This window comes from Dactylococcopsis salina PCC 8305 (genome assembly GCF_000317615.1).
In the GTDB taxonomy this organism is placed as follows: domain Bacteria; phylum Cyanobacteriota; class Cyanobacteriia; order Cyanobacteriales; family Rubidibacteraceae; genus Halothece; species Halothece salina.
This window is the reverse complement of record NC_019780.1, coordinates 3,612,819-3,638,172: the sequence shown is the minus strand read 5'-3', so window position 1 is coordinate 3,638,172 and position 25,354 is coordinate 3,612,819. Positions and strand designations below refer to the sequence as shown.

The following is a 25,354-nucleotide window of genomic DNA, read 5'->3' as shown; positions in this document are numbered from 1 at the left end:
ATTGGTTAACCGGTCACTTATAACTAATAACTGGTCACTGGTAACTGATTTCACCCAACCTACCTTTGATAGGCAATAACTAGATTCCAATACCGAGCTTACCCGCTAAACCAGGACTGAGAGGAATTAAGGTCGCCAACATCAAGAATAATGCTAACAATCCTAGCGCCGCTCTCGCATCGTCTGGTTCAGTTAACTCATTAAGACTGGGACGTTCTAAACTTCGTTGTAAAAACAGAATCAAAATCCCCCAATATAAAGGAATCGGATTACTGGGGTTCGTAATGGCGACAATTCCTAAGACAATCAGCGTCGCAACAGTGGTTCTACGAGCCGTTTTCCGTCCATAAATCGCTTGTACAATCCTTCCCCCATCCAATTGACCAGCAGGCATTAAATTAAGCGCGGTAATCACTAAACCCAACCAACCCATTACCGTTAAAGGATGAACATCCACAATTGATGCTTCTAGTTGACTTCCCAAAACAATTTTCGCCAACGTGCCGACTAAAATCGAGCCTTGAAAAAACTGGGTGGGAACTTGAAATAAACTTCCTGGCTGCGATAAAACTAAACCCACCACCAACATCAACAAAGAAACTAATCCACCCACCGCCGGACCAGCTAAAGCTAACTCAAATAGAATACTACGAGAAGGTAATAACGACTCAATGCGAGTAATCCCACCAAACGAGCCAATTTGTAAACTGGGAATAAAGAAAGGTAAACTCAAACGAACCCCGTAACGTTGGGCGATGACACGATGACCGACCTCATGGGCGCCTAAAATAATTCCTAATCCCAAAGCGAAGGGAACGGCTTCTCGGAATCGTTCTAAATTACTAAATAAATCGAATCCCAACAATAAACTAAATGCTTCAACACTGCTCACCGCCGTGACGATCATCAAGACAACGGCTAAGACTTGTTCGGTGGTGGTGCTGGGTTGCGGATCATTGGTACTGGGTAATACAATCACCACTGGTTTATTTTCTGGCCCTTCCACTAAAAAGAGACGATACTTTTCCCCTAGTTTTTGTTTAAGTTTATTGGTAAGTTGTTCATAGACTTTTTCGGGATCAGCCCGTAGATTTCCTTTGAAAATTGCTCCATCTTGATAGGGAATAGTTTCCGTGCTGAAAAATGTATCAATTCCAAATAAACTTTGAATGGTTTTTAAGTCTTCTTCGGGAATGGGAGGTCGGTTGGTGTTGGTTTCCGCTTCTGGGGTTTCTCCTTGTTGATTATTGTCAGGTTCTGGATGATCGTCCAACGCTTGTTTATCTTGTAACCGTTCGTTTGCTTGTTGGCGCAACATCACATCTTGACCAGCGGCGCGAAGACGGTTTCCGAGATAGATATAAATTCCTGTGGAAGTTAACAACAACAATAAAACTCCCACCAAGTTAAGATAGATTCCGGCGGCAAATAAACCGAAAAATAACAACCAGGGCGCCATCAAGACGACTGATTGTAACCAGGAGAGGATGCCAATTTTTCCATAAGGTCGAGCGCGGTTAAATCCCCAAACCAATATGGCAACGGCGATCAGTATAATTGCGCTGGTGGCGAGAGTTTCAGAGTTATTTAACATTACTAATTATTATTTTTAATCTGATTCATATAAGTGTTTGTTATCATCCCATAAGTTCACCACTCCCTTCTCTAATTGGAATCAGAAACAGAGAAAGGAGTGGAAGACGATCGAGACGTTAGTTATACCATCTTTAAAAAATCAGGTAACAGTCGATCCCCCCAAACCCCCCTTAATTAAGGGGGGCTTAAGTAGTCAATTTGTAGCACTAATTATTCAAAATGGTATTAGTTTAAAACTTGTTCGACTTCTGCAATTTCAGGGATAAATTCTCGCAGACGACGTTCAATTCCCATTTTGAGGGTCATCGCGGAACTGGGACAAGAACCACAAGCTCCTTGTAATTTCAGTTTGACGATCGGTCCTTCAATTTCTACGAGGTCAACATTCCCTCCATCAGCCATGAGATAGGGACGAAGATCATCGAGAACTTTCTCAACGTTTTCTGGAGTGAGGGCGAGTTTTGTATCAGCCATAATCTACCTTTTTTTGTTAATCGGTATGTTTTCCTTATATTTTATCGTGCTTGCTCATTACATTGAAAACAACCGTTTTTGGTTAGAATCTGATGGAGGGAGAGAGGTTTAATTTACTCGCCGATAATTTCGGGTTGAGTTAATTCATCGGACATTTCAATGATGGCGCGAATGGGAGGGGTCATCAAAGGGTCTTCTAAAGGGTCTTGGTTTTTTTCCTCATTACGATAACGTTTTGCTCGTTTGGCGACTTGTACGGTAATTCGATAGCGGTTAGAAGCCGCATTCATCAACTGTTCCGCACGTTGGACGATTTCATCAGAGTTAAAAGAGGAGTGTTTATACATTCTTGAATTACAATAAGTGATTGCCTCTATCACCATAGCTTATTTAATTTTTGATGACGTTCGATCGAACCGGGGAAACTTCTTGCTATGATAGTTATTCACAATTTAACCTATTCCTTAAGAAGCGCGATCGATGCTCAAACATACCTTATCCGTTTTAGTTGAAGACGAAGCAGGGGTACTCACCCGTATTGCTGGTTTGTTTGCGCGACGAGGCTACAATATTGAAAGTCTTGCCGTTGGACCAGCCGAAAAAGAAGGCATTTCTCGCATTACCATGGTCGTCCCAGGGGACGATCGCACGATCGAGCAGTTAACCAAACAACTCTACAAGTTAATTAACGTTCTAAAAGTGCAAGATGTCACTCAACTTCCCTGTGTCGAACGGGAACTGATGTTGATTAAAGTCAATGCAACCGCATCAGGACGCGCCGAAGTAATTGAATTGGCACAAGTTTTCCGCGCGCGTGTAGTAGATATTTCCGAAGATACACTGACCTTAGAAGTTGTCGGTGATCCAGGCAAAATGGTCGCCATTATTAAAATGCTTCATAAGTTTGGGATTCGAGAAATTGCTCGCACAGGTAAGATCACCTTAGTTCGTGATTCTGGCGTTAATACAGAATATCTCAAGCTCGTGGAAACCGTCAACAGTCATCAGTAATCCCAACGAAAGAAATGTTTTGTCTCAGCCAGTCTCCTAATTCTGTTTCTGAAAATTGACTGGCAGCCAATTCAATCCAAATTTGATACTTTTCCTCATCAGAGGCTTGCAAATCATAGCTGTTGAGTTGTAGAAAAGTGCGAGTAACAACATAGGATGTTCTTTTGTTGCCATCAAAAAAGGGATGATTTTTAACCAAACCCCAAGCATAAGCGGCGGCTAAAGAAGCAAAATCAGGAGAGAATTCAGAATAAGCAAATAAATTTTTAGGTCGAAAGAGTGCGCTTTCTAGCAACCCTTGATCCCGAATTCCTTCTACTCCCCCATGTTGTTCGATTTGGCGACGATGAATTGCTAAAACTGTTTCCTTTCTAATCCAAATAATTTCCGACACCGTTTTATTCAGCTAACTTTTTTAAAACATCTTCGTCTTCTGACATGATTTCTTCTGCAATTTCCATTTGCTTAATCAACTCAGGATCGTAAGATTTCAGTTCAACACCGTTTTTAGTTTCAACAGCATAGAGAGAATTGCCTTGATTAATTTTAAGTTTATCCAGCAATTGCTTTGGGAAAATTACTCCCACTGAGTCTCCCAGTTTTGTCACTTCTAACTTAATCATTAGCTTTTCCACAGAACGTTTCATAATACTATTATATTCGTTATTTGTTATTCGTTATTTGTTATTCGTTATTTATCACTGGTAACTGGTCACTGATCAATGGTCACTGGTCACTGGTCACTGGCTGATTTAACTTTACCCCTTGAATGGAATAATCTAAAAGTTGCATGGGATGGAAAAGTGGCATCTCTTTTCCTTTTTGTTCCAGATGTTTTTTAATCTGTAAAGAACAACCAGGGTTAGAAGAAACAATCATTTTCGCACCAGTATTTAAGAGATTATTTGCCTTTTTATCTCCCAATTCTTCGGCAACTTGGGGCTGTAACATATTATAAACCCCGGCACTACCACAACACAAAGCAGCGTCAATGGGTTCATGTAATTTTACTCCTGGAATTTCTTTTAATAATTGTCGCGGTTGCAAACTAATTTGTTGTCCATGTAACAGGTGACAAGCATCTTGATAAACTAAGTCTAATGGTTCATCTTGTAAGGGAGAAAGTTTTGCGGTTAATCCCACTGCTGCGAGAAACTCTTGGATATCTTTGACTTTTTTTACAAAGGCTTCTGCTTTTTCTTTATACTCTGGATCATCTTCTAAAATATGTCCATATTCTTTCAGAGTATGTCCACAACCAGCGGCGTTAATAATAATAAAATCAACATCAGTTTCAGCAAAACTATCTATCATTTGTTTCGCTAAACTTTGCGCTTGTTTTTCTTGTCCTTGGTGCGCGGGTAAAGCGGCACAACAGCCCTGAGTTTTCGGGATAACGACTTCGCAACCATTCGCGGTTAAAACTCTCACCGTTGCTTCATTTACAGGGGAGAAAAAGAGACGTTGAACACAGCCTAAAATGACTCCTACTCGATACCGTTTTTTCCTTGTGCGGGAATAACATCAGGAAATTTATCTTGGAAGGATTGCGCTGTAATTTCTGGTAAAATGGACTCCATTGAGGCAAGACGAGGAGAGATTTTTTTCAGGAGTTTTGTTTTTCGGACTAAGGTTTGTAGTCCTAATTTCTGATAGATTAACAGGGGAATTAAGAGGGGACGCAGACGGTTAGGATAAGGAAAGAAACTAAAAATTAATTGACGGTAAATTCGATCGAAAATATTGCGAGGATAATTTCTTTCGACTTGGGGACGAGTGGCTGCAATTAGTTTGTCATATTGAACATCAGAAGGACAAGTGGTAACACAAGCGAGACAACCTAAACAAGAATCAAAATGTTGGACGGTTGCTTGATCTAAGTTGGCTTCTCCTTTATTAATTGCATCCATTAAATAAATGCGTCCTCGTGGTGAGTCCATTTCTTTCCCAATCACACGATAACTGGGACAAGTGGATAAACAAAAACCACAGTGAACACAGTCATCAACTAAGTCGGGTTGCGGTGGTTTTTTCTCGTCGAAACCAATTGTTGGTTTGATAAAGTTATCTAGGTTTGCTTCTTTTTCTGTCATAATTATCTAGAATTTTATTGGGTTTAAGATAGAAATGTTATTGTCCCTAGTAATGGAGGTTTTTATAAATCAAGTTTTTAAGTAAAATTTGGAAGATGCGATCGCGCTTTCCCCTTAATACCAGAATGATGCTTAAATTAAATTTAAATTCCGCCAACAAAACGATTCGGGTTAAATTGATTTTGCGGATCAAACTGTTCCTTAATTTTTTGCATGAGAGTTAAAGCATTTCCTGAATATCCCCAAGAATCAATTTCTTTTTTAAGGGTGTTTGAGGCTTCTAAAATGGTGAGAAAGCCTTGATTTTGTTCACAAAATTGACGCATTTTTTGAATGTCTGATATAGGATTATCTTGTAGAAAAACCAGTTTTCCTAAACCACTCTTATTATGAATGATAGCGTAACTTCGATCGGGCAACTGACGGAAAAACTGATCCGTAGCAGTGGGTAAAAAGCCGATTTTACAGATAATTGGGTTAGTTTCAGGAGAAGTCACAGTCAAAGATTTCAATTGATCCCATAATAATTCTTCATTATCCTGTTCAAAACGAGTTATTTCTAGCGATAATGACTGAGAAATTACGGTTAGTTGTTCAATTTGTTTTTCGATGCTTTCAACAATAGTTTCAAAACGAACAATTAAACCGCAACCGTTTCCGAGATTGAGTTTTTTGAGGACAAAAGGCGATAATAAATCAGCGCGAGTGGGAGTTAAAGTGGAGTTACGAAGTATCTGCGCCGCTTGCGTGATGTTTGCATTTTCTCCAGTTAAAATCACAGTGGCGGCAGCAGGAGGAAGAGGATAGGTGCGAAAGGTAACTTGTGTGATTATTCCTAATGTGCCATAAGAGCCTGTGAATAGCTTCATTAAGTCGTATCCTGCAACATTTTTAACCACACGCCCCCCTGCTTTCGCAATTTCTCCATCGGCACGGACAAAAGAGAGACCAATGAGTAAGTCTCTAACTCCACCATAACGCTCGCGCCAGCTTCCTGTATCGGCAGTGGCGACAATACCCCCAAGTGTTGCGGTTTCAGGGTATGCTGGATCGATGGGCAGAAACTGATTATATTGTTTAAGCTGGTGTTGGAGTTGGGCAAGAGTAATTCCAGCTTGGGCGGTAACGGTTAAGTCTCCCACTGCATGATCAATAATTTGGTTGATGTGGCGAGTGCTTAGGTAAAAGCCGAAATCACTGGGAAGTCCTGCCCATGTTACTTTGCTATGATTGCCACAAGGAATGATCGAGTAGTGATTTTGTTGCGCGATCGAAACCACTTCTCCTAATGTCTTTTCGCTGTTGGGAATCATAAGAGGCTTAACTGGAAGCTGTGACGACGGTTGCCATTGGGACTGATATTCTACTTGTTGAGATGTGATTAAAGACTGGAAAGAACGCTCGATCGCGCTAGAATTTTGATCCATAACGAGAGTAAAAAATGAACAATGAATCGGTTACTCTCTAATTATCAGTGATGAACTATAAATAATCAATTATGATTAAAGACGATCTGAGTACAATCATCCTCGCGGGAGGATACAGCCGTCGCATGGGGGAAGATAAAGCACTGATTCCCATTTCAGGGATACCACTTCTTAAACGCACTTGCGAGTTAGCGCAAACTGTCACCTCTCAAGTTTATATTGTCACGCCTTGGCGGGAAAGATACCAGGAGATTATTCCGAATAGTTGTCAAATCATTCCAGAAACCTATTCAGCAGAAGAAACCTCACCTCATGGTGCTTTAGTGGGATTATATCAAGGGTTACAACAAGTGCAAACCGAGTGGGTTTTGGTGTTAGCTTGTGATTTACCCAAACTAACCAGAACTGAGTTAGAATTTTGGTGTCAACAACTGGATTCTATGGGTAAAGATCAAGTCGCATTGGTGGCGAAATCTCCTCCCATTTGGCAGCCTCTTGCTGGTTTTTATCATCGACAATGTAAGGCGTTGTTTGCTGCTTATTTAGCCACTGGAGAGCGATCGTTTCAAGGGTTTTTAAATCAGCATTGCGTAAAAGAATTAACCGTGCGCGATCGAGCGACATTATTTAACTGTAACACCCCTGAAGACTTAGAGCAAATCTAGCGATTATGTCCGATCAAATCTCCTTATTTCCCGAAGAAAATAAAACGAACTACCAACAGATAAATCTGCCTCATAGTGATATAAAATTCTATCCGCAGTTTTTAGATTCTGTTACCAGTGACAACATTTTTGAGAAGTTAAAACAAGAAATCAATTGGCAACAGGAATACATCAAAATCTATGGCAAAGAAAATCCTGTTCCTCGCTTAACCGCATGGTATGGCGATCGCGGATATTCCTACACCTATTCTGGAATCACCATGAATCCTGAATCATGGACAGAAACGCTATTATTAATTAAACACAAAATTGAAACCATTGCTAATGTTAAATTTAATAGTGTTCTTTTAAACTTTTATCGGGATGGAAACGATGGCGTAGCGTGGCATAGTGATGATGAGAAAGAATTAGGTAAAAATCCAGTTATTGGTTCAGTTAGTTTCGGTGGAAAGCGACGATTTAGCTTTAAATCTAGAGATAAAACAGAGTCGCAAAAGTATGATTTGAATTTAGGAAATGGTGATTTTCTATTAATGAAAGGAGAAACTCAAAGCTACTGGTATCATCAAATTCCAAAAACGAAAAAAACGGTTTTCCCTCGTATCAATTTAACCTTTCGTGTAATTTATCCTTAGCTTACTATATCAATCCCAAATGAATTGTAAACTAATTTATGTTGGGTTTCGTTACCTTCACCCAACCTACATTTCTACTGAATACAGTTGTTTCCTTTCGTACTTGGAGTTACAACGATCGAGTTCCAAGTCCCACATTAAGGGCAAAAAGTGGCGATCGAGTGCGTGTGATCTTCAACAATCAAGGCGGAAGATTTCATACAGTTCATTTTCATGGCATTCATCCTGCTTCCGAAGACGGGGTTCGATCGGTGCGTCACGATCAGCAAGTGATTTATGAATTTGACGCGAAGCCTTACGGTGTCCATCTTTACCACTGCCATATCAAGACTGGATCGCAGAAAAAGGGTGTTTAGGTCACTTCCAAGTTATAGAGTAGGGTTTGCCTTGCAACCCCTAAAGTAGTAGTAGGGTTTGCCTTGCAACCCCTACAAGATGTAACATCTACTTTTTAAATTGGTATCAATTCATCATCTGCTTAATTTCCTCAGCCATTTCCATCACTTCCTCAGCACTGTAAACGGGTTGCTCAGGAGGCATAATCGTGGGCCAAGCCGCAGAAATTTGTCCTACTCTTGTCGAAAGCTCCGTATATGCCTCTGGGTTCATTTTCACCATTTCTCCTGCATTGTTGTAGAGTAACTCTCGCGCCGTAGCCACAAAACCTCTTGCAACTGCGCGTAGCGCGATAAAATCAGGTTATGACCTCATTAACCATTCTTGGACTTGATCCTGGACTCGCAACTTTTGGCTTTGGATGTATCACGGCTTCTGAAAGCACTAGGGAAACATCAACAAAAAGCAAAAAACTTCAAGACTATCAGCAATTAAAAGAAGACTCTCTACAACTAATCGACTTTGGAGTCATTGAAACATCTTCTAAACAACCCATAGAAAAAAGATTGGCGACAATTTACGAAGACTTACATCATGTTGTTGCTGAATTTCAACCTGATCTCGTTGCCATTGAAAAACTATTTTTCTATCGTATGGGAAACACCATCAACGTTGCTCAAGCCAGAGGAATTGTTTTGTTAGTGTTAGGACAAGCTGAATTACCGTATGTCGAGTTTAGTCCACCACAAGTTAAACAAACGATTACAGGTTATGGGAAAGCTGATAAACAGGAAGTTCAAACCGCCATCACCCATGAGTTAAATTTGACTTGTATTCCTAAACCTGATGATGCGGCGGATGCTTTAGCAGTAGCTGTAACGGCTTGGCATTGTCGTTAATTAGTTCCTCGTGAAAAAGTACAATATCTTGGTTAAAGCAGGGGAACAGGGAACAGAGAGGGAGACAAGGGAGACAAGGGAGAAATGGGAGACTTCGACTTGGTTAATGACAGTGGCAGTGCTGCGATCGCTCATCTTAAAGTTGGGTTTCGTTACCTCCACCCAACCTACATTTTTGTCTGAAATCTCCCCCATCTCCCTTGTCTCCCTTGTCTCCCCCATCTCCCTACCTCCCTTAATTTTAAAAGAATGAAACAGCCCTGGGGGGGGTTAGGGGGGATTTATTGTAACTTTACTTTTCAAAAATGCTATAAGGAGTGAAGGAAGTAGAAATCAATTTAATTCTTTTTTGAAACCCTCCCCTTTCTTCTCGTCGTTGTTTTTGTTTCCGAATAATTGCCGCCTTATCTATTTCCATGACTGTCACTAAAGCATCAATCACTTCATATAAATCAGCAATCTCTTTAACTAACTCTTCTGAAGAAGAAGCAGCCGCCACTTCTCTCGCTTCTTCGATTACTTTTTCTCGTAAGGAAACTTGATATTCTGCTGTGGATAAAATCGAGATTTCACATTGATTCCCTGAGTTTTTAATGATTTCAGGAATCCGATCGCGCACCAATTTATTATGATTTTGTTTCATTAACTTTCACAATCCGTTTCGATATTAACGTCTAAAGTGTCTTCATCAATTTCAATATATAAAACATTGGGATTACAACACACCTGACAATCCTCCACATAACTTTGTGAATTTCCCGCACCAATATCAACAAAAGTGGGATTCTTTTCCCCACAAAAAGCACAAACAAACTGAGATGTATTTTCCATCATGGATTTTTACTCTGATTTAAGATAGATTAGTAAGAAGATGAGACGGTTTTAATGAAATGATGCCTCTATCTTTTGATAGAAACTCAATGAGAATCCCATCATTTTCACAAGACAACCGAACGGACGAATACGGCTTTTACCCCAAAGGTTTAAGGTCTTCGTGTTTAATATTTCGTTACACTGTAGTTAACTCAATCAAAAAGCAAAGAGTCAGTTATGAATAATAATATTCGTGTTGGAAATTTATTTGGCATCCCATTTTATGTTAATCCTTCTTGGTTTTTAGTCCTTGCCCTTGTTACTTGGGTTTATGGTAGCCAGTTACAAAACTTTCCGCAACTGGTGGGTGTTACTCCCTGGCTATTAGGATTAGTCGCCGCTTTACTCCTATTTTCTTCGGTTTTAGCACACGAATTAGGACACAGTTTTGTTGCTATTAAACAAGGGATTACAGTTAACTCGATTACCCTATTTATTTTTGGCGGTTTAGCAAGTTTAGAAGAAGATTCTAAAACCCCAGGAGAAGCATTTTCTGTCGCCATCGCTGGGCCAGTCGTTAGTTTAATTCTGTTTGGTGTATTCACCTTCTTGGAAGTTAGTCTTCCCCTGTCGCAACCGCTTTCCGCAGTGGTGGGTTTACTCGCAACAGTGAATTTAATTCTCGCTTTATTTAACATGATTCCAGGCTTACCTTTAGACGGCGGAAATGTTCTGAAATCGATCGTCTGGAAGATTACGGGGAATCAATATCGGGGCATTTTTATTGCCAGCATTGTCGGTCAATTTATTGGCTGGAGTGCGATCGCGCTGGGAGTTCTTTCTGTCTTTGGCGTGACTCAATTTGGCAGTTTATGGACAGCATTAATTGGATTTTTCTTATTACAAAATGCGGGTCGATCGGCGCAGTCGGCGACTATTCAAGATAAGCTAAGTCGTTTTACCGCAGAAGAAGCCGTCAGCAAAAACAGTCCTGTTATTGCTGCTGATTTAAACATTCGAGAGTTTGTCAATGAGTATGTTATTGGTAAAGGACAATGGAGTAAATTTTTAGTAACCGATGAAGAAGGGAAGTTAATTGGTCAATTAAATGTAGATGACTTGAAGATTATCCCTACTTCAGAATGGACAGAAAAAAGTGTTCGTGAATTAACGAAGCCGCAACAAGTTAATTCGGTAAAACCAAAACAAACTCTTTTAGAAGTAGTGATGATGTTTGAGAAAAATAAAGAAAGCGAAGTCGCTGTTATTGGTGACAACGGAGTCGTTTTTGGTTTAGTGGAAAAATCAGGAATCGCTAACTTTTTAGAGGAACATAAAGAGGAATTAAAAGCGGCTTAGTTTTTCAAGGAATGGTTGGGTTGGGCTTGATTTTATCCACCTAACCTATATTTTTACCTATGTAAAAGCTGATGGCAGTGTACCTTTTAATGAGACAAAGGACAAAAATGTAGGTTGGGTGAAGCGAAGCGAAACCCAACACAACACCAATTATAAACAATTGCCTGAACCTTATCTTACAGTGATCAGTGATCACTGGTCACTGAATTAATAATCGATTAGTCTTTTTAAGTTTGAGAAATACTGGTAACTGCTGAACTGGTCACTGATTGGTGTTGGGTTTCGTTACCTCCACCCAACCTACGTTTTTGTCCTTTGTCTTTCGTCCTTTGTCCTTTGTTTTCTAATGACCAATGACCAATGACCAATGACCAATGACCAATGACTAATGACTAATTGATGTTGGGTTTCGTAAACTCCACCCAACCTACAACCTACAATCTGTAAAAAAATTAATGGAGATCGTAACCGAATAAACTCGCATTCACTTCTTCCAAATTAATGTCAGCGAGTCCATATTCCTCCCAACGTTGATCAACTGTTTTCGCCATTTCAGGATCAGATTCGAGGGGTTTTCCCCATTCGTGATCAGTTTCGGGAGGAATCTTTGTGGTCGCATCAATTCCCATTCTTCCTCCTAAACCGATTTTCTCGCTGGCAAAATCTAAACTGTCGAAGGGAGTTTCTGGGAGGATAAACACATCTCTGGATGGATCAACCTTAGAAGAAATCGCCCACACCACTTCCCGAGGATCACGGATATTAATACTTTCATCAACGACAATCACAAATTTTGTGTAAGTAAATTGTGGTAAAGCACTCCAAAACGCCAGCGCTGACCGTTTAGCGTGTCCTGGATATGCTTTTTTGATGGAGATAATCGCGGCTTTATAACTCAAAGCCTCCATCGGGAGGAAAAAGTCTGTAATTTCTGACACCTGTTGCCGTAAAATGGGGGTGTAAATGCGGTTTAAGGCAATGGCGAGAATTGCTTCTTCTTTCGGGGGACGACCGCTAAAGGTGGTCAGATAAACGGGATTTTTGCGGTGAGTGACGCATTGAAAGCGAATTAGGGGAGAGTCTTCCACGCCGCCATAATAACCCATGTGGTCGCCAAACGGGCCGTCTGGTAAGACTTCCCCAGGGGTGATTGTTCCTTCTAAAACAAATTCTGAATCGGCTGGAACTTGCAAGTCAACGGTTTTACAGTTTGCTAGTTTGACCCCAGAACCGCCGTAGAGTCCAGCGAATAACCATTCGGAAAGATCAACTGGGATGGGAGTGGCGGCTGCCATGATGATTAATGGATCAACACCGAGGGCGATCGCAACTTCCAATTTTTTACCATTTTCCGCCGCTTTCCGTAAATGTCTTGCCCCTCCTCGCACCGATAACCAATGAACGGTCATTGTATTTTTAGACTGGAGTTGTAGGCGATATACGCCGACATTGGGCGTACCCGTTTCTACATCTTTAGTAATCACTAAACCGAGGGTGATAATTTTGCCAGCATCTTCGGGATAAGGACGCAGTAAGGGAAGCCGATTGAGATCAACGTCTTCTCCTTTTTCTATCACTTCTTGACAAGGAGGGAAAAAATCGCGTCCAGGTTTTGCCTTTGCCACATCAAGGAGTAATTTTCCAAACTCGATCGCTTGCGAGACTTTTTTCGGTGGTTTTGGCTGTTGAAGCATCCCTAACTTCTTTCCTAATGTTTCTAATTCTTCGGGATGTTCCATGTTCATCGCCCAACATACCCGTTCTAACGTTCCCATGAGATTAATTGCCACTGGATAGGATGCTCCTTTAACATTTTCAAAGAGGAGTGCGGGTCCTCCCGCTTTTAACATTCGGTTGGAGATTTCGGTAATTTCTAATTCTGGATCAACGGGAACGGTAATGCGTCGCAGTTGTCCTCTTTTGTCAACTTGTTTGATAAATTCTTGTAAGTCTCGCGCCATGATTACAAAATGTATTGGGTTCTTTCTCTATGATAGTATTTGTCAACTGATTGAATGATTAATGTAATGCAGAAGTGTCCTCAATGTTACGGTCAAAATTATCGTAAAAATGGACGGGTTAAAAATAGACAACGTTATTTATGTAAGGACTGTGGACGGCAGTTTTTAGAGGTAAAAAGTAAGACCGAATCTTTCGCGCCATCGGTGGAAGAATCTCAAGACGGCATTAGTATTATTCTTCTCGATTTAGAAAATTTGAAACTTGATACTTCCGCAGAAGACTATTTACAAAGTATAGCAAGTTATCCGATACAAGTTAAACTTGCGTTTGCCAATTGGAGTGAGAAAGCGGTTATAAAACAGGATATTGAACTTTATGAAAGGGGATATTTTTTAGTTCATGTTCCTGGGGGAAAAAATAGTGCGGATGCGAGAATGATGACGTTAGGGGCGGCGATTCGGATTCATTATCCAAAAGTTGAGGAAGTGTTTGTTTGTTCTTCTGATTGGCTACTGACGAATTTATCTAATGAGTTACTGAGTCAGAATTTACGAGTGTGGCGAGTGCGTCGTCAAAATAAACTTTTAGAAATCGAAAATCGGAAGACGGGAGAGGTTTATGCTTATTCTTTGGATTTAAGTCAAGAAATTCCTGATCCGAAAGAGTTGATTACTAAGTTGGAACAGTTGATTGAACAAGAACGAGAATCGGTTAACGCTAAAATTCAGGAATTATCACAGTTAGAGGAGTTATTAAGTAATCGGAAAACCTTTGCACAGAAAACGGAGAAAAAACAAGAATCATCGTTAATTGTTGAGGAGTTTTCTCCTGATTTGGAGACATCTGTTAATGGAAAAGTTCCCACTTCTAGGGATCAGATTACTGATTCGGAATCCTTGAAAAGCGCGATCGAGCAGATCATTGAAGAGATCAAAAATAGTTCTCGTCATAAGAAAGTAACAGCTTCCACGATTTCTAATGCTTTCCAAAAAAAGTTTGGCATCACGGTTAATCAAATTGTCCAAGAATTAGATTTAGGGAAAAATATTACTGACTTTTTAGCCAGTGATCCTCAATTATTAAAGCAAAAGAATATTACTGACGGAGCAATCAATAAAAGAGCAAAAGCCAAGTCAAAAACCACTTGTTCAAAAAAAATAACGAACCGCATTGAACTAGAAAAGGTATTATGGGAAATCCTGAATATTTTTCATCGCAAAAACGGGAGTCATTCTGTTCCAATAACAACTCTTGGCGGTGATTTTAAGGAGTATTATGGTCAGTCAGTTTCTGATGTAATGAAAGCGATAAAAATCACGGGAACGTTTACAAAATTTCTCGAATCTTCTAAGGAATTTAAGTTGAAAAAAATTGGTAAAATTTATCATGTGGTAATTATAGATTAGGAATGAGTCATTCTATTCTTGTTTCAACCGCTTAAAAAACATCATCTTTAAGGCGCCGACTTGAGAAATTTCAAATAATTCCCAACCTTCTTTTCCTAACTTATTTAAAGCCTCTTGTAATTGACGGGCTGGATGATTAGAAGCGGTTTTTGTACTGTAAATGTCTGGAAATTCTTGTTTGAGAAACTCAGGGCTAAATGTTCCTTTGGTTGCGGTACTGGCGGCTTCAGCGTCTGGGGCTTCTGTATTTTTAATGTTGAGGTGAATGACTTTGTATTCCCAAACTGGTGCAGATTGTTCTTCCTTCTCCATGTTTGCCCTCCTAATTTTGATCTTTCCTTACTTTGACAAATCGATCGCGCTTTTCGCCACCATGATAGACGTGCGATGTACATAATTGATAACTAATTAATGTTGGATTTGATTTCATTTGACTTCACCCCACCGAAGAAAAGCCCCCCAGAATTGGGGGGTTGGGGGGCAACCTACGGTCTAATGTTGGGTTTCATTTCATTTCACCCAACCTACGGTCTAATGTTGGGTTTGATTTCATTTCACCCCACCGAAGAAAAGCCCCCCAGAATTGGGGGGGGGCTGTTTCATTCTCGGGGTCAAAATTGGCAGCGATTGCGCTCCGCGCACCGAGCTTCGCTCGATCGCCTGAACCTCTTACGGTACGTTCGATCGAAGCCTTTTTCTTACTTTTTGACTAATTCATAAGAAAAAAGAGTCCTGAAATCTCCCCCATCTCCCTTGTCTCCCTTGTCTCCCCCATCTCCCTACCTCCCTTGATTTCATTCATAATGAAACAGCCCTGCCAGAATTGGGGGGTTGGGGGGCAACCTACGGTCTAATGTTGGGTTTCATTTCATTTCACCCCACCGAAGAAAAGCCCCCCAGAATTGGGGGGTTGGGGGGCAAACTACGGCTAATTGATGTTGGGTTTCATTTCATTTCACCCAACCTACAGCAAGCTGGGGGGTGGGAGAGGTGAACAACTACATTCACTCTAGAAGGTCAACCGAATATGTCACAATTGTTAACGGTATTTGCACTCAGTCTTTCTTAAGACAGTGGCAATCATGCCCTGTCATCGATTAACTAGAGTGTAATTAGTAACTTATTCCTAGTCTCAACTTATATGGAACAACTATATCAATATGCTTGGCTAATCCCTGTTATCCCTCTCGTTGGTGCAATGATTGTGGGAGTCGGGTTAATCTCATTTAACCAAGCCACCAGTCGTTTACGTCAACCTGTCGCTATTTTTATCGTCTCTTTGATGGGAGTGACCATGGGGTTATCCTTTGCGCTGCTATGGAGTCAGATTAATGGACATGAAGCGTTCCTGAATACCTTTGAATGGGCGGCAGCAGGAGATTTTAAACTCACCATGGGTTACACCATCGACCATTTAACCACTGTCATGTTAGCGGTGGTGACAACAGTGGCGTTTCTGGTGATGATCTATACCGATGGCTATATGGCACATGATGCGGGTTATGTGCGCTTTTACGCTTATTTAAGTTTGTTTGCTTCTTCGATGTTGGGCTTAGTGATTAGTCCCAACTTAGTGCAAGTTTATATTTTCTGGGAGTTGGTGGGAATGGCTTCCTATCTCCTCATCGGATTCTGGTACGATCGAAAAGCTGCCGCCGATGCTTGTCAGAAAGCGTTTGTGGTTAACCGTGTCGGTGACTTTGGCTTCCTGCTGGGAATGTTGGGGTTATATTGGGCAACGGGAACGTTTGAGTTTTCCGAAATGGGAGTCCAATTAGAAACCCTAGTGGAATCTGGCGTTATCGGTGCGAGTCTCGCTTCCTTGTTTGGGGTGTTAGTATTCTTGGGTCCGGTGGCAAAATCTGCACAGTTTCCCCTTCATGTGTGGCTACCCGATGCGATGGAGGGCCCAACGCCGATTTCTGCTTTAATTCACGCCGCCACGATGGTCGCTGCGGGAGTTTTCTTAATTGCGCGGATGTATCCCGTATTTGAGAATTTACCGTCGGTAATGACGATTATTGCTTGGACGGGTGCGTTTACTGCGTTTTTGGGCGCAACGATCGCGCTTACCCAAAATGATATTAAAAAAGGATTAGCATACTCTACCATTTCCCAATTAGGTTATATGGTAATGGCGATGGGCGTCGGCGGTTACACCGCAGGGCTGTTTCACCTGATGACTCATGCTTTCTTCAAGGCGATGTTATTCCTCTGTTCTGGTTCTGTGATTCATGGCATGGAAGAAGTGGTCGGTCATAATCCAGCACTCGCCCAAGATATGCGCTTGATGGGTGGTTTACGGAAATATATGCCAATTACCTCTTTAACTTTTCTCGTGGGAACTCTCGCCATCTGTGGGATTCCTCCTTTTGCTGGTTTTTGGTCAAAAGATGAGATTCTCTCTGTTGCTTTTAGTGCCAATCCTGCTTTATGGTTTATCGGCTGGTTAACGGCGGGTTTAACTGCTTTTTATATGTTCCGAATGTATTTTATTACCTTTGAGGGGCAGTTTCGAGGCAATGATCAGTCGATTTTGGATTCCCTAAAACCTGCGTTTGGTCCGGGTGCGATGGATACCCGCGAATTAGAATCGGAACAGGAAGAAGAGGAACATCATCACAGTGACACGCCTCACGAATCCCCTGTCAGCATGACCTTACCCTTAGTAATTTTAGCGATTCCTTCGATCGCGATCGGTTGGTTGGGTAAACCCTGGGAAAACTTCTTTGAGGAGTTTGTGTTTGCGCCAGGAGAAACCCTAGAAGAAGTCCAAGAAATGATGGCGGCGTTTGAATGGTCGGAATTTTTGATTATGGCGGGAAACTCCGTGGGAATCGCTCTCATTGGCATTACCGTTGCTTCTTTGATGTATCAAAGCAAAAAAATCGACCCCAGCGCGATCGCGCAAAAATTCCCTTCTCTCTACCGCTTCTCTCTCAACAAATGGTACTTTGACGAACTTTTTAACAACATCTTTGTTAAAGGAAGTCGTCGTGTCGCCAGACAAGTTTTAGAAGTAGATTACCGCGTCGTTGATGGTGCTGTTAACCTCACTGGTTTAATGGCGATTATCAGCGGTGAAGGGCTGAAATACTTTGAAAATGGTCGCGCCCAATTTTACGCCTTAATTGTTTTTGGGGCAGTATTAGGCTTTGTGATTGTTTTTAGTGTCGCTTAATCACTTTAATCCCCCAATTACTGGGGGAATGCTTCGATCGAGATCAAAATAAATCTGAGAGTAACACTTAACTTTTTGCAACTATGACACAATTTCCTTGGCTAACTACGGTTATCCTCTTTCCCTTAATTGCCTCTTTCTTTATCCCGTTTATTCCCGACAAAGACGGGAAACAAGTGCGTTGGTATGCGCTGGTAATTGGCTTAATCAATTTTGCCTTTATCATTGCGGGATTCTATCTCGACTATGACTTCTCTAACCCCAACTTACAACTGGTAGAAAGTTATAGTTGGATTCCCCAACTGGACTTAAATTGGTCAGTGGGCGCTGATGGCATTTCCATGCCTTTAATCGTTCTCACGGGCTTTATTACCACCCTCGCCATTTTAGCCGCTTGGCCCGTAAGTTTGAAACCCAAACTCTTTTATTTCCTAATTCTTGCCATGTACGGCGGACAAATTGCTGTCTTCGCTGTCCAAGATATGTTGTTATTCTTCCTCGTGTGGGAATTAGAGTTAATCCCAGTTTATTTACTGCTGTCAATTTGGGGAGGAAAAAAACGCCTCTATGCCGCGACTAAATTCATCCTTTACACCGCAGGCGGATCACTCTTTATTCTCGTTGCGGGTTTAACCATGGCGTTTTACGGGGATACCGTCACCTTTGACATGAGAGCGTTAGCCGATAAAGATATCGCTCTCAATTTCCAACTCTGGCTTTATGCGGGCTTCTTCATTGCTTATGCGGTGAAGTTACCGATTTTCCCCCTCCATACTTGGCTTCCTGATGCTCACGGCGAAGCAACTGCACCTGTGCATATGTTACTCGCTGGGATTCTCTTAAAAATGGGCGGCTATGCTTTGATTCGCATGAATGCAGGAATGTTGCCCGATGCTCATGCTTATTTTGCCCCAGCGTTGGTGATTTTAGGGGTGGTGAATATTATTTATGCGGCGTTGACTTCCTTTGCTCAACGTAATCTGAAACGAAAAATTGCCTATTCTTCGATTTCCCACATGGGGTTTGTTTTAATTGGTATCGGTTCGTTTACCAATTTAGGTTTAAGTGGCGCTGTGTTACAAATGGTGTCTCACGGCTTAATTGGAGCAAGTCTTTTCTTTTTAGTGGGGGCAACTTATGACCGCACTCATACCCTAATGTTAGATGAGATGGGCGGTGTTGGGCAGAAGATGCAGAAAATTTTTGCCATGTTTACCACTTGTTCTCTCGCGTCTCTTGCCTTACCAGGGATGAGTGGTTTTGTTGCCGAAGTGATGATATTTATCGGCTTTTCCACCAGTGATGCTTACAACACGACGTTTAAGGTATTGGTGGTGTTTTTAGCTGCGGTGGGTGTGATTCTCACTCCGATTTATCTCCTCTCGATGTTACGAGAAATTTTCTATGGTAAAGAAAACCAAGAGTTAGTTTCCCACGAAGTTTTGGTGGATGCAGAACCGCGAGAAGTGTTTATTATTGCTTGTTTGCTGATTCCAATTATTGGCATTGGCTTCTATCCGAAGATTCTCACACAAGTGTATGATTCGACAACGATCGCCTACACCGATCGATTGCGGAATTCTGTTCCTTCTTTAGTAAAACCCTCTGATGTGGCTCAAGCTGATCCTTCTCTGCTTTCTCTAACTGCTCCGAAGTTGAAGTAATCCCACAGGAATTACGGACTTGAATAATTCCGCTAACCTTGGAGGGAATTAACTGATAAAGTCCCCCATAATTGGGGGATTTAGGGGGCAAGTCCGTAACTCACCTACTATTATCAAAAACTGATTAAACTGTGTGCTAAACATTTAGCGCACAGTTTTTTTATGGGATGGTGTTGGGTTTGATTGATCGCGACTATTAACCAGAAGCGGGGATTGACAGATAAATATTAAGAAAAACTTATCATTTGAATTTGACATCCTATTGCGAATCCATGTTGAGGAGCGCAAAATTTACATCGTTTTACGATAGACTATAAAAGATACAGAGTCAGGTCTGAATAGACAAACGTCTATAGTATAAAGCGTAGAACTACTATCATTTTCCAACCCCGTTCGGAGGGCGACCCTCTCTGAATATGGGATTGATAGGTTCTTGCGTAACACCTGTTTTATCGGAGTGAAATACTTCACCCTTGCTTTTTAAAACTCACTTATCAAAATAATCACTTCTCATTAGAGGAGAGTAAAGGAGGTATTTATTAGTGGATTTTTTATCAGATTTCTTGACGCGCTTCGGGGATAAGTTACAGTCCCCAACACTGGGTTTTCTAATTGGTGGTATGATCATTGCTGCCGTCAATAGTCGGTTGCAAATTCCAGATGCGATCTATAAGTTCATCGTCTTCATGTTGCTCATCAAAGTTGGTTTGAGTGGTGGTATTGCGATCCGTAATGCTAACCTAGCGCAGATGCTGTTACCTGCGGTATTTGCTGCAGCCATCGGGATTATTATCGTGCTGATTGCGCGTAATACCTTGGCAAGGTTGCCGAAAGTCAAAGTCGTTGATGCCATTGCGACTGGGGGCTTATTTGGGGCGGTGAGTGGCTCTACTCTCGCCGCCGGTCTGACAATGATGGAATCAGAAGCGATGCAATACGAACCTTGGGCGGCTGCACTTTATCCCTTTATGGACATTCCAGCGCTCGTGACGGCGATCGTCTTAGCCAGTATTTATAAAAGCAAGGAGAGTCAGACCGTAGGCGAAGATATCACCCAGCAGGAGTATCTCAGCAAGCAGGCGGTTGCTGCAGGCGCTGGAGAGTATCCTAGCGAGCCAGACTATCCGACCACAAGGCAGGAGTATCGGAATCAGCAGCGCGAACAACAAGGTAAGCGGGTCGAAATCTGGCCGATTGTGAAGGAGAGCTTACAAGGTTCGGCTCTATCAGCACTGCTACTCGGTCTCGCCCTTGGCATACTAACCCGTCCCGAAAGTGTCTATGAGAGCTTCTTTAATCCCCTCTTCCGTGGTCTGCTTTCAGTTTTGATGCTGGTTATGGGTATGGAGGCTTGGTCAAGAATCGGCGAGCTACGCAAGGTTGCCCAGTGGTACGTCGTCTATGCTGCAGCAGCGCCACTATTGCATGGGCTAATTGGCTTTGGTCTCGGTTATCTTGCCCACGTTACAACGGGATTTAGTGCAGGGGGCGTTGTGATCTTAGCTGTCATCGCCTCCTCTAGTTCAGATATTTCAGGGCCGCCTACTTTACGCGCTGGTATTCCCAAAGCTAATCCCTCGGCATACATCGGCTCTTCTACCGCGCTTGGTACGCCAATTGCAATTGCTGTGGGAATCCCACTCTACATTGGACTCGCCCAAACGCTGATGGGAGGAGGCTAATCTCGGACGGGGCAGCGTGCCCCGAAACTGATAACCTAATCATTTGAGGAATATACGCATAAGGAGGTAAGCAATATGACTAAGGAAGCGAAAAAGCTCGTTATCATCACGGAAAAGTTGCTACTGAAAAAGGTCGCCAAGATCATCGATGAAGCTGGAGCGACTGGTTACACTGTGTTAGCGACTGGTGGTAAAGGGAGTCGTAACGTTCGATCGTCGGGACAACCTACTGTTGGTGACACCGAATCAAATATCAAGTTTGAGGTGCTTACCCCGACACGAGAAATGGCTCTGAAGATTTCGGATGAGGTGGCAGCACGGTTTTTCGAGGATTATTCGGGTATTACCTATCTCTGTGAAGCGGAGGTACTGCACGCTCACAAGTTTTAAGATTAGGTTCGATCGATCGATGATCAAAAGTAGGTTGGGTGGAGTTTACGAAACCCAACACCAAACCCAACACTAATTATAAGCAATTACCCGAACCTAATATAATTCAAAATCTTTTAGCATCAGTGATTCACTCCCTCGGTATCAGTTCGACTTTACCGAGGGTTTTTGTTTCAAAAGTTTGAATTTTGGAATTGATTACCTAGTAATTCAAGTAACATCGCTGTTATTCTGTCAAGTTCAAATAAGTAACACTCAATTTAATTCAATTTTCAATTAGTCTTTTCTATCAAAACAGGCGGTTTATCTTTCTTAACGGAAAAAATCAAGGGGAAAAACTTGACGAGATTGCGCCGTTTCAGGTAGGATTGTGAAAACAATAATCCCACGGGATGGTTTGTCTTTAATTCTTATGATTGTGCCTAAACCCGCATGGCTTCGTTTCGGAAAGCCAAAATTTGTCAAGCCTTGGCAAGTTTACTGACACTAATTTTAGGAGGGAATTGTTAAAAAGTTTTAAGCGGTGTTGACAGAAAACGTTAGGATGTGCTGCTTGAAATGATTATATTTACCGCACCAAACCGTATTATAGCATGGGGATGATTCGATCGAGCCTTGATTGGCTGTTGGGTTTCGTGTCTTTCACCGAACCTACTATTTTGTCCTTTGTCCTTCGACAGGCTCAGGAACACCTTCGTTCTTTGTCATTCGTGATTCAGTAAGAGGTCAGTTTTCCTAATGACCAATGTACAGACGTTCCTGTTATATCAGGTTCGCTCAATCAATGATAAAAAGTAGGTTGGGTGTAGCGAAGCGAAACCCAACACCAATTGTAAACAATTACCCGAACCTGATATTACTGAGCTTGTCGAAGTATGGAACGTCTCTACCTAATGACTAATTTATGTTGGGTTTCGTGTCCTCCACCCAACCTACACCTGTTGGGTTTCACCGAACCTACGCTCTTATTGATGTTGGGTTTCGTGTCCTTCACCCAACCTACACCTGTTGGGTTTCACCGAACCTACGCTCTTATTGATGTTGGGTTTCGTGTCCTTCACCCAACCTACACCTGTGATGCCGAGGTACTGCACGCTCACAAGTTTTAAGATTAGGTTCGATCGATCGATGATCAAAAGTAGGTTAGGTACAGACGTGCCATGGAACGTCTGTACACGAAACCCAACACCAATTCTAAGCAATTACCCGAACCTAATATAATTCAAAATCTTTTAGCATCAGTGATTTACTCCCTCGGTATCAGTTCGACTTTACCGAGGGTTTTTGTTTCAAAAGTTTGAATTTTGGAATTGATTACCTAGTAATTCATATAACATCGCTGTTATTCTGTCAAGTTTAAATAAGTAACACTCAATTTAATTCAATCTTCAATTAGTCTTTTCTATCAAAACAGGCGGTTTATCTTTCTTAACGGAAAAAATCAAGGGGAAAAACTTGACGAGATTGCGCCGTTTCAGGTAGGATAGTGAGAACAATAATCCCACGGGATGGTCTGTCTTTAATTCTTATGATTGTGCCTAAACCCGCATGGCTTCGTTTCGGAAAGCCAAAATTTGTCAAGCCTTGGCAAGTTTACTGACACTAATTTTAGGAGGGAATTGTTAAAAAGTTTTAAGCGGTGTTGACAGAAAACGTTAGGACGTGCTGCTTAAAATGAGGAGATTTACCGCACCAGATCGTATTATAGCATGGGGATGATTCGATCGAGCCTTGATTGGCTGTTGGGTTTCGTGTTCTTCACCGAACCTACTATTTTGTCCTTTGTCCTTCGACAGGCTCAGGAACACCTTCGTTCTTTGTCATTCGTGATTCAGTAAGAGGTCAGTTTTCCTAATGACCAATGTACAGACGTTCCTGTTATATCAGGTTCGCTCAATCAATGATAAAAAGTAGGTTGGGTGTAGCGAAGCGAAACCCAACACCAATTGTAAACAATTACCCGAACCTGATATTACTGAGCTTGTCGAAGTATGGAACGTCTCTACCTAATGACTAATTTATGTTGGGTTTCGTGTCCTCCACCCAACCTACACCTGTTGGGTTTCACCGAACCTACACCGCTACTTTAAGATGGAAGGAGAAGTTCCGTTTAAATTGATTCAAGATGGCTAACACTCCTTTTCAACAAGTTTCTGTGGAAGAACTGGCGAACGCGCTCCAAACTCAAGGCAAAGATAACTTACAATTAGTAGATGTGAGAGAACCTTCAGAATTAGAAATCAGCGCGATCGAGGGCTTTACCAATCTTCCTCTCAGTCAACATGAACAATGGGCGCCTCAAATTTACCAACACCTTGATCCAGAAAAGGAAACCTATGTTCTCTGTCATCACGGCATCCGTTCCGCGCAAATGTGTTATTGGTTAAACCAACAGGGATTTAAAACTGTAAAGAATATTCAGGGTGGGATTGATGCTTATTCTCTCACCATTGATTCCTCAATACCCCGCTATTAAACTGTCATCATGTCTAAAACCATGCGACTAAAAGAACGTCATCAAAACATTCTGTCGGCAACTATCCATAAATATGTTGCCACAGCAGAACCGGTGAGTTCTAAAACTTTGGTCAATGAATATAATCTTACGGTAAGTTCGGCAACTGTCCGTAATGCGATGGGATGGTTGGAAAAAGCGGGCTTACTGTATCAACCTCATACGTCTGCCGGACGCATTCCTTCTGACTGGGGATATCGTACTTATGTTGATCAGATCATGCTCCCCGATCGCGCTTTAAGAGAACAATTGGATCAGCTTTTAAGTCAGGCGATCAAGGAGGAAGTGGGAAGTTTAGAGGCGCTGTTATATGGGGTGGCGCAACTGTTAGCGACGCTTAGTGGTTACATTGCGTTAATTACGTTTCCCCAACAACAAACGTCTTATTTGCGTCATTTACAATTAGTTCCCCTAGAGAATCGGCGGATCATGCTGATTATTATTACCGATTCTTATCAAACTCAGTCGGGATTAATTGATCCACCGAGAAGAATTACAGAAAAACTGGAAGCGGGAGAAGACATTGAACAAGAGTTAGATTTATTATCTAATTTTCTGAACCAGAAGCTACAAGGTCGATCGCTGTCGGAGTTAGCAACCCTGAAAGCAAGGGATTTAGAACAAGAATGGAAACAAGACGGGGAGTTTTTAGAAGAGATTTGCCAACAAGTGCTGCAACGCTGTCAAAGTGGCGCTTCGTCTCAGATTTTAGTGCGCGGCATCTCTCAAGTATTGCAACAACCCGAATTTTCCCAACTCCAACAGGTTCAAACTTTGTTACATCTCTTAGAAGCTGAACAAGATCAATTACGTTCTGTGATTTGTAATGTGGTAGAAGGGGGGGTAACGGTAAAAATTGGCTCAGAAAACCCCCTAGAACCGATGCAAACTTGTAGTTTAGTGTCAGCGAATTATTATCAAGGAGAATCTCCCGCGGGGAGTTTAGGGTTGGTCGGACCGACGCGGATGCTTTATGAAAATGCGATCGCGCTGGTGGAGGTGGCGGCGGATACGCTTTCTCAATCTCTCTCCCAAGGCTAATTAGTGCCTCCTGAAAAAGTCCATTGGTTGGTTTAGTAAGGCAAGAGGCAAGTTGCCTTAGGCAAGAGGCTTGCATGCAAAAGGCAAAAGGCAAGTTGCCCGCGCTTCTATAGGGTTGATTGATCGGTAGGAGGGGAAGGTTTTGATGCAAGGTGCGTGACGATTGAACAATCAATGAACTTGCATTTTTACTCATATCTTAATC

Annotated in this window: 25 protein-coding genes and 2 pseudogenes; 13 read left to right on the top strand and 14 right to left on the bottom strand. The window is 41.8% G+C overall.

All coding sequences use genetic code 11. The features are described 5' to 3' along the window. Positions 1-79: 79 nt before the first annotated feature. From DACSA_RS17305 to DACSA_RS17295, 3 genes are all read right to left on the bottom strand, one after another. Complete coding sequence (locus DACSA_RS17305; RefSeq protein ID WP_015230981.1) at positions 80-1,594, bottom strand: site-2 protease family protein; 1,515 nt, start codon at positions 1,592-1,594, stop codon at positions 80-82. A gap of 227 nt (positions 1,595-1,821) precedes the next feature. Continuing rightward, the gene (locus DACSA_RS17300) at positions 1,822-2,070 is read right to left on the bottom strand and encodes a NifU family protein (RefSeq protein WP_015230980.1); all 249 of its coding nucleotides are present in this window, start codon (positions 2,068-2,070) and stop codon (positions 1,822-1,824) included. 113 nt (positions 2,071-2,183) lie between these two features. After that, positions 2,184-2,417, bottom strand: a complete 234-nt coding sequence (locus DACSA_RS17295; RefSeq protein ID WP_015230979.1) for a DNA-directed RNA polymerase subunit omega — start codon at positions 2,415-2,417, stop codon at positions 2,184-2,186. A gap of 133 nt (positions 2,418-2,550) precedes the next feature. Between DACSA_RS17295 and ilvN the strand changes: the two genes are divergently transcribed. Beyond that, on the top strand, positions 2,551-3,081 hold the full coding sequence (ilvN, locus tag DACSA_RS17290; RefSeq protein WP_015230978.1) for an acetolactate synthase small subunit: 531 nt from the start codon (positions 2,551-2,553) through the stop codon (positions 3,079-3,081). Here ilvN and DACSA_RS17285 read toward each other — a convergent pair. From DACSA_RS17285 to DACSA_RS17270, 4 genes and pseudogenes are all read right to left on the bottom strand, one after another. Then, entirely contained in the window at positions 3,065-3,475 is a 411-nt protein-coding gene (locus DACSA_RS17285) for a type II toxin-antitoxin system death-on-curing family toxin (RefSeq protein WP_015230977.1), read from the bottom strand. The two genes, ilvN and DACSA_RS17285, sit on opposite strands and share 17 nt — an antisense overlap. Before the next feature lie 4 nt (positions 3,476-3,479). Beyond that, positions 3,480-3,728: an AbrB/MazE/SpoVT family DNA-binding domain-containing protein gene (locus DACSA_RS17280; protein ID WP_015230976.1), complete on the bottom strand. Its 249-nt coding sequence runs from the start codon at positions 3,726-3,728 to the stop codon at positions 3,480-3,482. A gap of 79 nt (positions 3,729-3,807) precedes the next feature. Next, positions 3,808-5,174: pseudogene (locus DACSA_RS17275) on the bottom strand ((Fe-S)-binding protein). Between the two features lie 143 nt (positions 5,175-5,317). Continuing rightward, complete coding sequence (locus tag DACSA_RS17270) at positions 5,318-6,601, bottom strand: FAD-binding oxidoreductase (RefSeq protein ID WP_015230975.1); 1,284 nt, start codon at positions 6,599-6,601, stop codon at positions 5,318-5,320. A gap of 71 nt (positions 6,602-6,672) precedes the next feature. Between DACSA_RS17270 and DACSA_RS17265 the strand changes: the two genes are divergently transcribed. From DACSA_RS17265 to DACSA_RS17255, 3 genes and pseudogenes are all read left to right on the top strand, one after another. Continuing rightward, on the top strand, positions 6,673-7,266 hold the full coding sequence (locus DACSA_RS17265) for a molybdenum cofactor guanylyltransferase (RefSeq protein WP_015230974.1): 594 nt from the start codon (positions 6,673-6,675) through the stop codon (positions 7,264-7,266). A gap of 5 nt (positions 7,267-7,271) precedes the next feature. Then, a complete protein-coding gene (locus DACSA_RS17260) occupies positions 7,272-7,901 on the top strand; it encodes an alpha-ketoglutarate-dependent dioxygenase AlkB family protein (protein WP_015230973.1) in 630 nt (209 codons plus the stop codon). 68 nt (positions 7,902-7,969) lie between these two features. Then, positions 7,970-8,227: pseudogene (locus tag DACSA_RS17255) on the top strand (multicopper oxidase domain-containing protein); the annotation flags it as partial. 136 nt (positions 8,228-8,363) lie between these two features. On the opposite strand, the gene DACSA_RS17250 reads toward DACSA_RS17255, so the two are convergent. After that, positions 8,364-8,561, bottom strand: a complete 198-nt coding sequence (locus tag DACSA_RS17250; RefSeq protein WP_041235570.1) for a hypothetical protein — start codon at positions 8,559-8,561, stop codon at positions 8,364-8,366. Positions 8,562-8,602: 41 nt separating this feature from the next. Between DACSA_RS17250 and ruvC the strand changes: the two genes are divergently transcribed. Continuing rightward, positions 8,603-9,136 carry a crossover junction endodeoxyribonuclease RuvC gene (gene ruvC / locus DACSA_RS17245; RefSeq protein ID WP_015230971.1) on the top strand — a complete coding sequence of 178 codons (534 nt, stop codon included), beginning with the start codon at positions 8,603-8,605 and terminating at the stop codon, positions 9,134-9,136. On the opposite strand, the gene DACSA_RS22340 is transcribed toward ruvC, so the two are convergent. The 3 genes from DACSA_RS22340 to DACSA_RS17230 form a co-directional block, all read right to left on the bottom strand. Continuing rightward, on the bottom strand, positions 9,137-9,358 hold the full coding sequence (locus DACSA_RS22340) for a hypothetical protein (RefSeq protein ID WP_041235569.1): 222 nt from the start codon (positions 9,356-9,358) through the stop codon (positions 9,137-9,139). 70 nt (positions 9,359-9,428) lie between these two features. Then, the gene (locus tag DACSA_RS17235; RefSeq protein WP_015230970.1) at positions 9,429-9,779 is read right to left on the bottom strand and encodes a nucleoside triphosphate pyrophosphohydrolase; all 351 of its coding nucleotides are present in this window, start codon (positions 9,777-9,779) and stop codon (positions 9,429-9,431) included. Further along, a complete protein-coding gene (locus DACSA_RS17230) occupies positions 9,779-9,967 on the bottom strand; it encodes a CPXCG motif-containing cysteine-rich protein (protein ID WP_041235568.1) in 189 nt (62 codons plus the stop codon). Before DACSA_RS17230 ends, DACSA_RS17235 begins: the two co-directional genes overlap by 1 nt. A 219-nt stretch (positions 9,968-10,186) precedes the next feature. On the opposite strand from DACSA_RS17230, the gene DACSA_RS17225 reads away from it, so the two are divergent. Then, positions 10,187-11,308, top strand: coding sequence for a site-2 protease family protein (locus DACSA_RS17225; protein ID WP_015230968.1), 1,122 nt, complete (start codon positions 10,187-10,189; stop codon positions 11,306-11,308). Positions 11,309-11,760: 452 nt separating this feature from the next. Here the strand turns inward: DACSA_RS17225 and DACSA_RS17220 are convergent, their stop codons facing one another. Further along, on the bottom strand, positions 11,761-13,269 hold the full coding sequence (locus DACSA_RS17220) for a UbiD family decarboxylase (RefSeq protein WP_015230967.1): 1,509 nt from the start codon (positions 13,267-13,269) through the stop codon (positions 11,761-11,763). 66 nt (positions 13,270-13,335) lie between these two features. On the opposite strand from DACSA_RS17220, the gene DACSA_RS18435 reads away from it, so the two are divergent. Continuing rightward, the gene (locus tag DACSA_RS18435; protein WP_015230966.1) at positions 13,336-14,676 is read left to right on the top strand and encodes an IS1/IS1595 family N-terminal zinc-binding domain-containing protein; all 1,341 of its coding nucleotides are present in this window, start codon (positions 13,336-13,338) and stop codon (positions 14,674-14,676) included. Positions 14,677-14,688: 12 nt separating this feature from the next. Here DACSA_RS18435 and DACSA_RS17210 read toward each other — a convergent pair whose 3' ends face one another. Further along, positions 14,689-14,988, bottom strand: a complete 300-nt coding sequence (locus tag DACSA_RS17210; protein WP_015230965.1) for a hypothetical protein — start codon at positions 14,986-14,988, stop codon at positions 14,689-14,691. A gap of 829 nt (positions 14,989-15,817) precedes the next feature. On the opposite strand from DACSA_RS17210, the gene DACSA_RS17205 reads away from it, so the two are divergent. From DACSA_RS17205 to DACSA_RS17190, 4 genes are all read left to right on the top strand, one after another. Then, positions 15,818-17,857, top strand: a complete 2,040-nt coding sequence (locus DACSA_RS17205) for an NAD(P)H-quinone oxidoreductase subunit 5 (protein WP_015230964.1) — start codon at positions 15,818-15,820, stop codon at positions 17,855-17,857. A gap of 83 nt (positions 17,858-17,940) precedes the next feature. Further along, positions 17,941-19,521 (top strand): NAD(P)H-quinone oxidoreductase subunit 4, encoded by a 1,581-nt coding sequence (locus DACSA_RS17200; protein ID WP_015230963.1) that lies wholly within the window; start codon positions 17,941-17,943, stop codon positions 19,519-19,521. 542 nt (positions 19,522-20,063) lie between these two features. Continuing rightward, positions 20,064-21,203: a sodium-dependent bicarbonate transport family permease gene (locus tag DACSA_RS17195; protein ID WP_015230962.1), complete on the top strand. Its 1,140-nt coding sequence runs from the start codon at positions 20,064-20,066 to the stop codon at positions 21,201-21,203. A 75-nt stretch (positions 21,204-21,278) separates the two neighbouring features. Continuing rightward, complete coding sequence (locus DACSA_RS17190; RefSeq protein WP_015230961.1) at positions 21,279-21,593, top strand: P-II family nitrogen regulator; 315 nt, start codon at positions 21,279-21,281, stop codon at positions 21,591-21,593. 1,428 nt (positions 21,594-23,021) lie between these two features. Here the strand turns inward: DACSA_RS17190 and DACSA_RS21100 are convergent. Next, the gene (locus DACSA_RS21100) at positions 23,022-23,174 is read right to left on the bottom strand and encodes a hypothetical protein (RefSeq protein ID WP_156800845.1); all 153 of its coding nucleotides are present in this window, start codon (positions 23,172-23,174) and stop codon (positions 23,022-23,024) included. Between the two features lie 544 nt (positions 23,175-23,718). On the opposite strand from DACSA_RS21100, the gene DACSA_RS17185 reads away from it, so the two are divergent. Both DACSA_RS17185 and hrcA read left to right on the top strand, forming a co-directional pair. Continuing rightward, entirely contained in the window at positions 23,719-24,069 is a 351-nt protein-coding gene (locus DACSA_RS17185) for a rhodanese-like domain-containing protein (RefSeq protein ID WP_015230960.1), read from the top strand. Between the two features lie 9 nt (positions 24,070-24,078). After that, positions 24,079-25,149 carry a heat-inducible transcriptional repressor HrcA gene (gene hrcA / locus DACSA_RS17180; protein WP_041235567.1) on the top strand — a complete coding sequence of 357 codons (1,071 nt, stop codon included), beginning with the start codon at positions 24,079-24,081 and terminating at the stop codon, positions 25,147-25,149. Positions 25,150-25,354 lie beyond the last annotated feature (205 nt).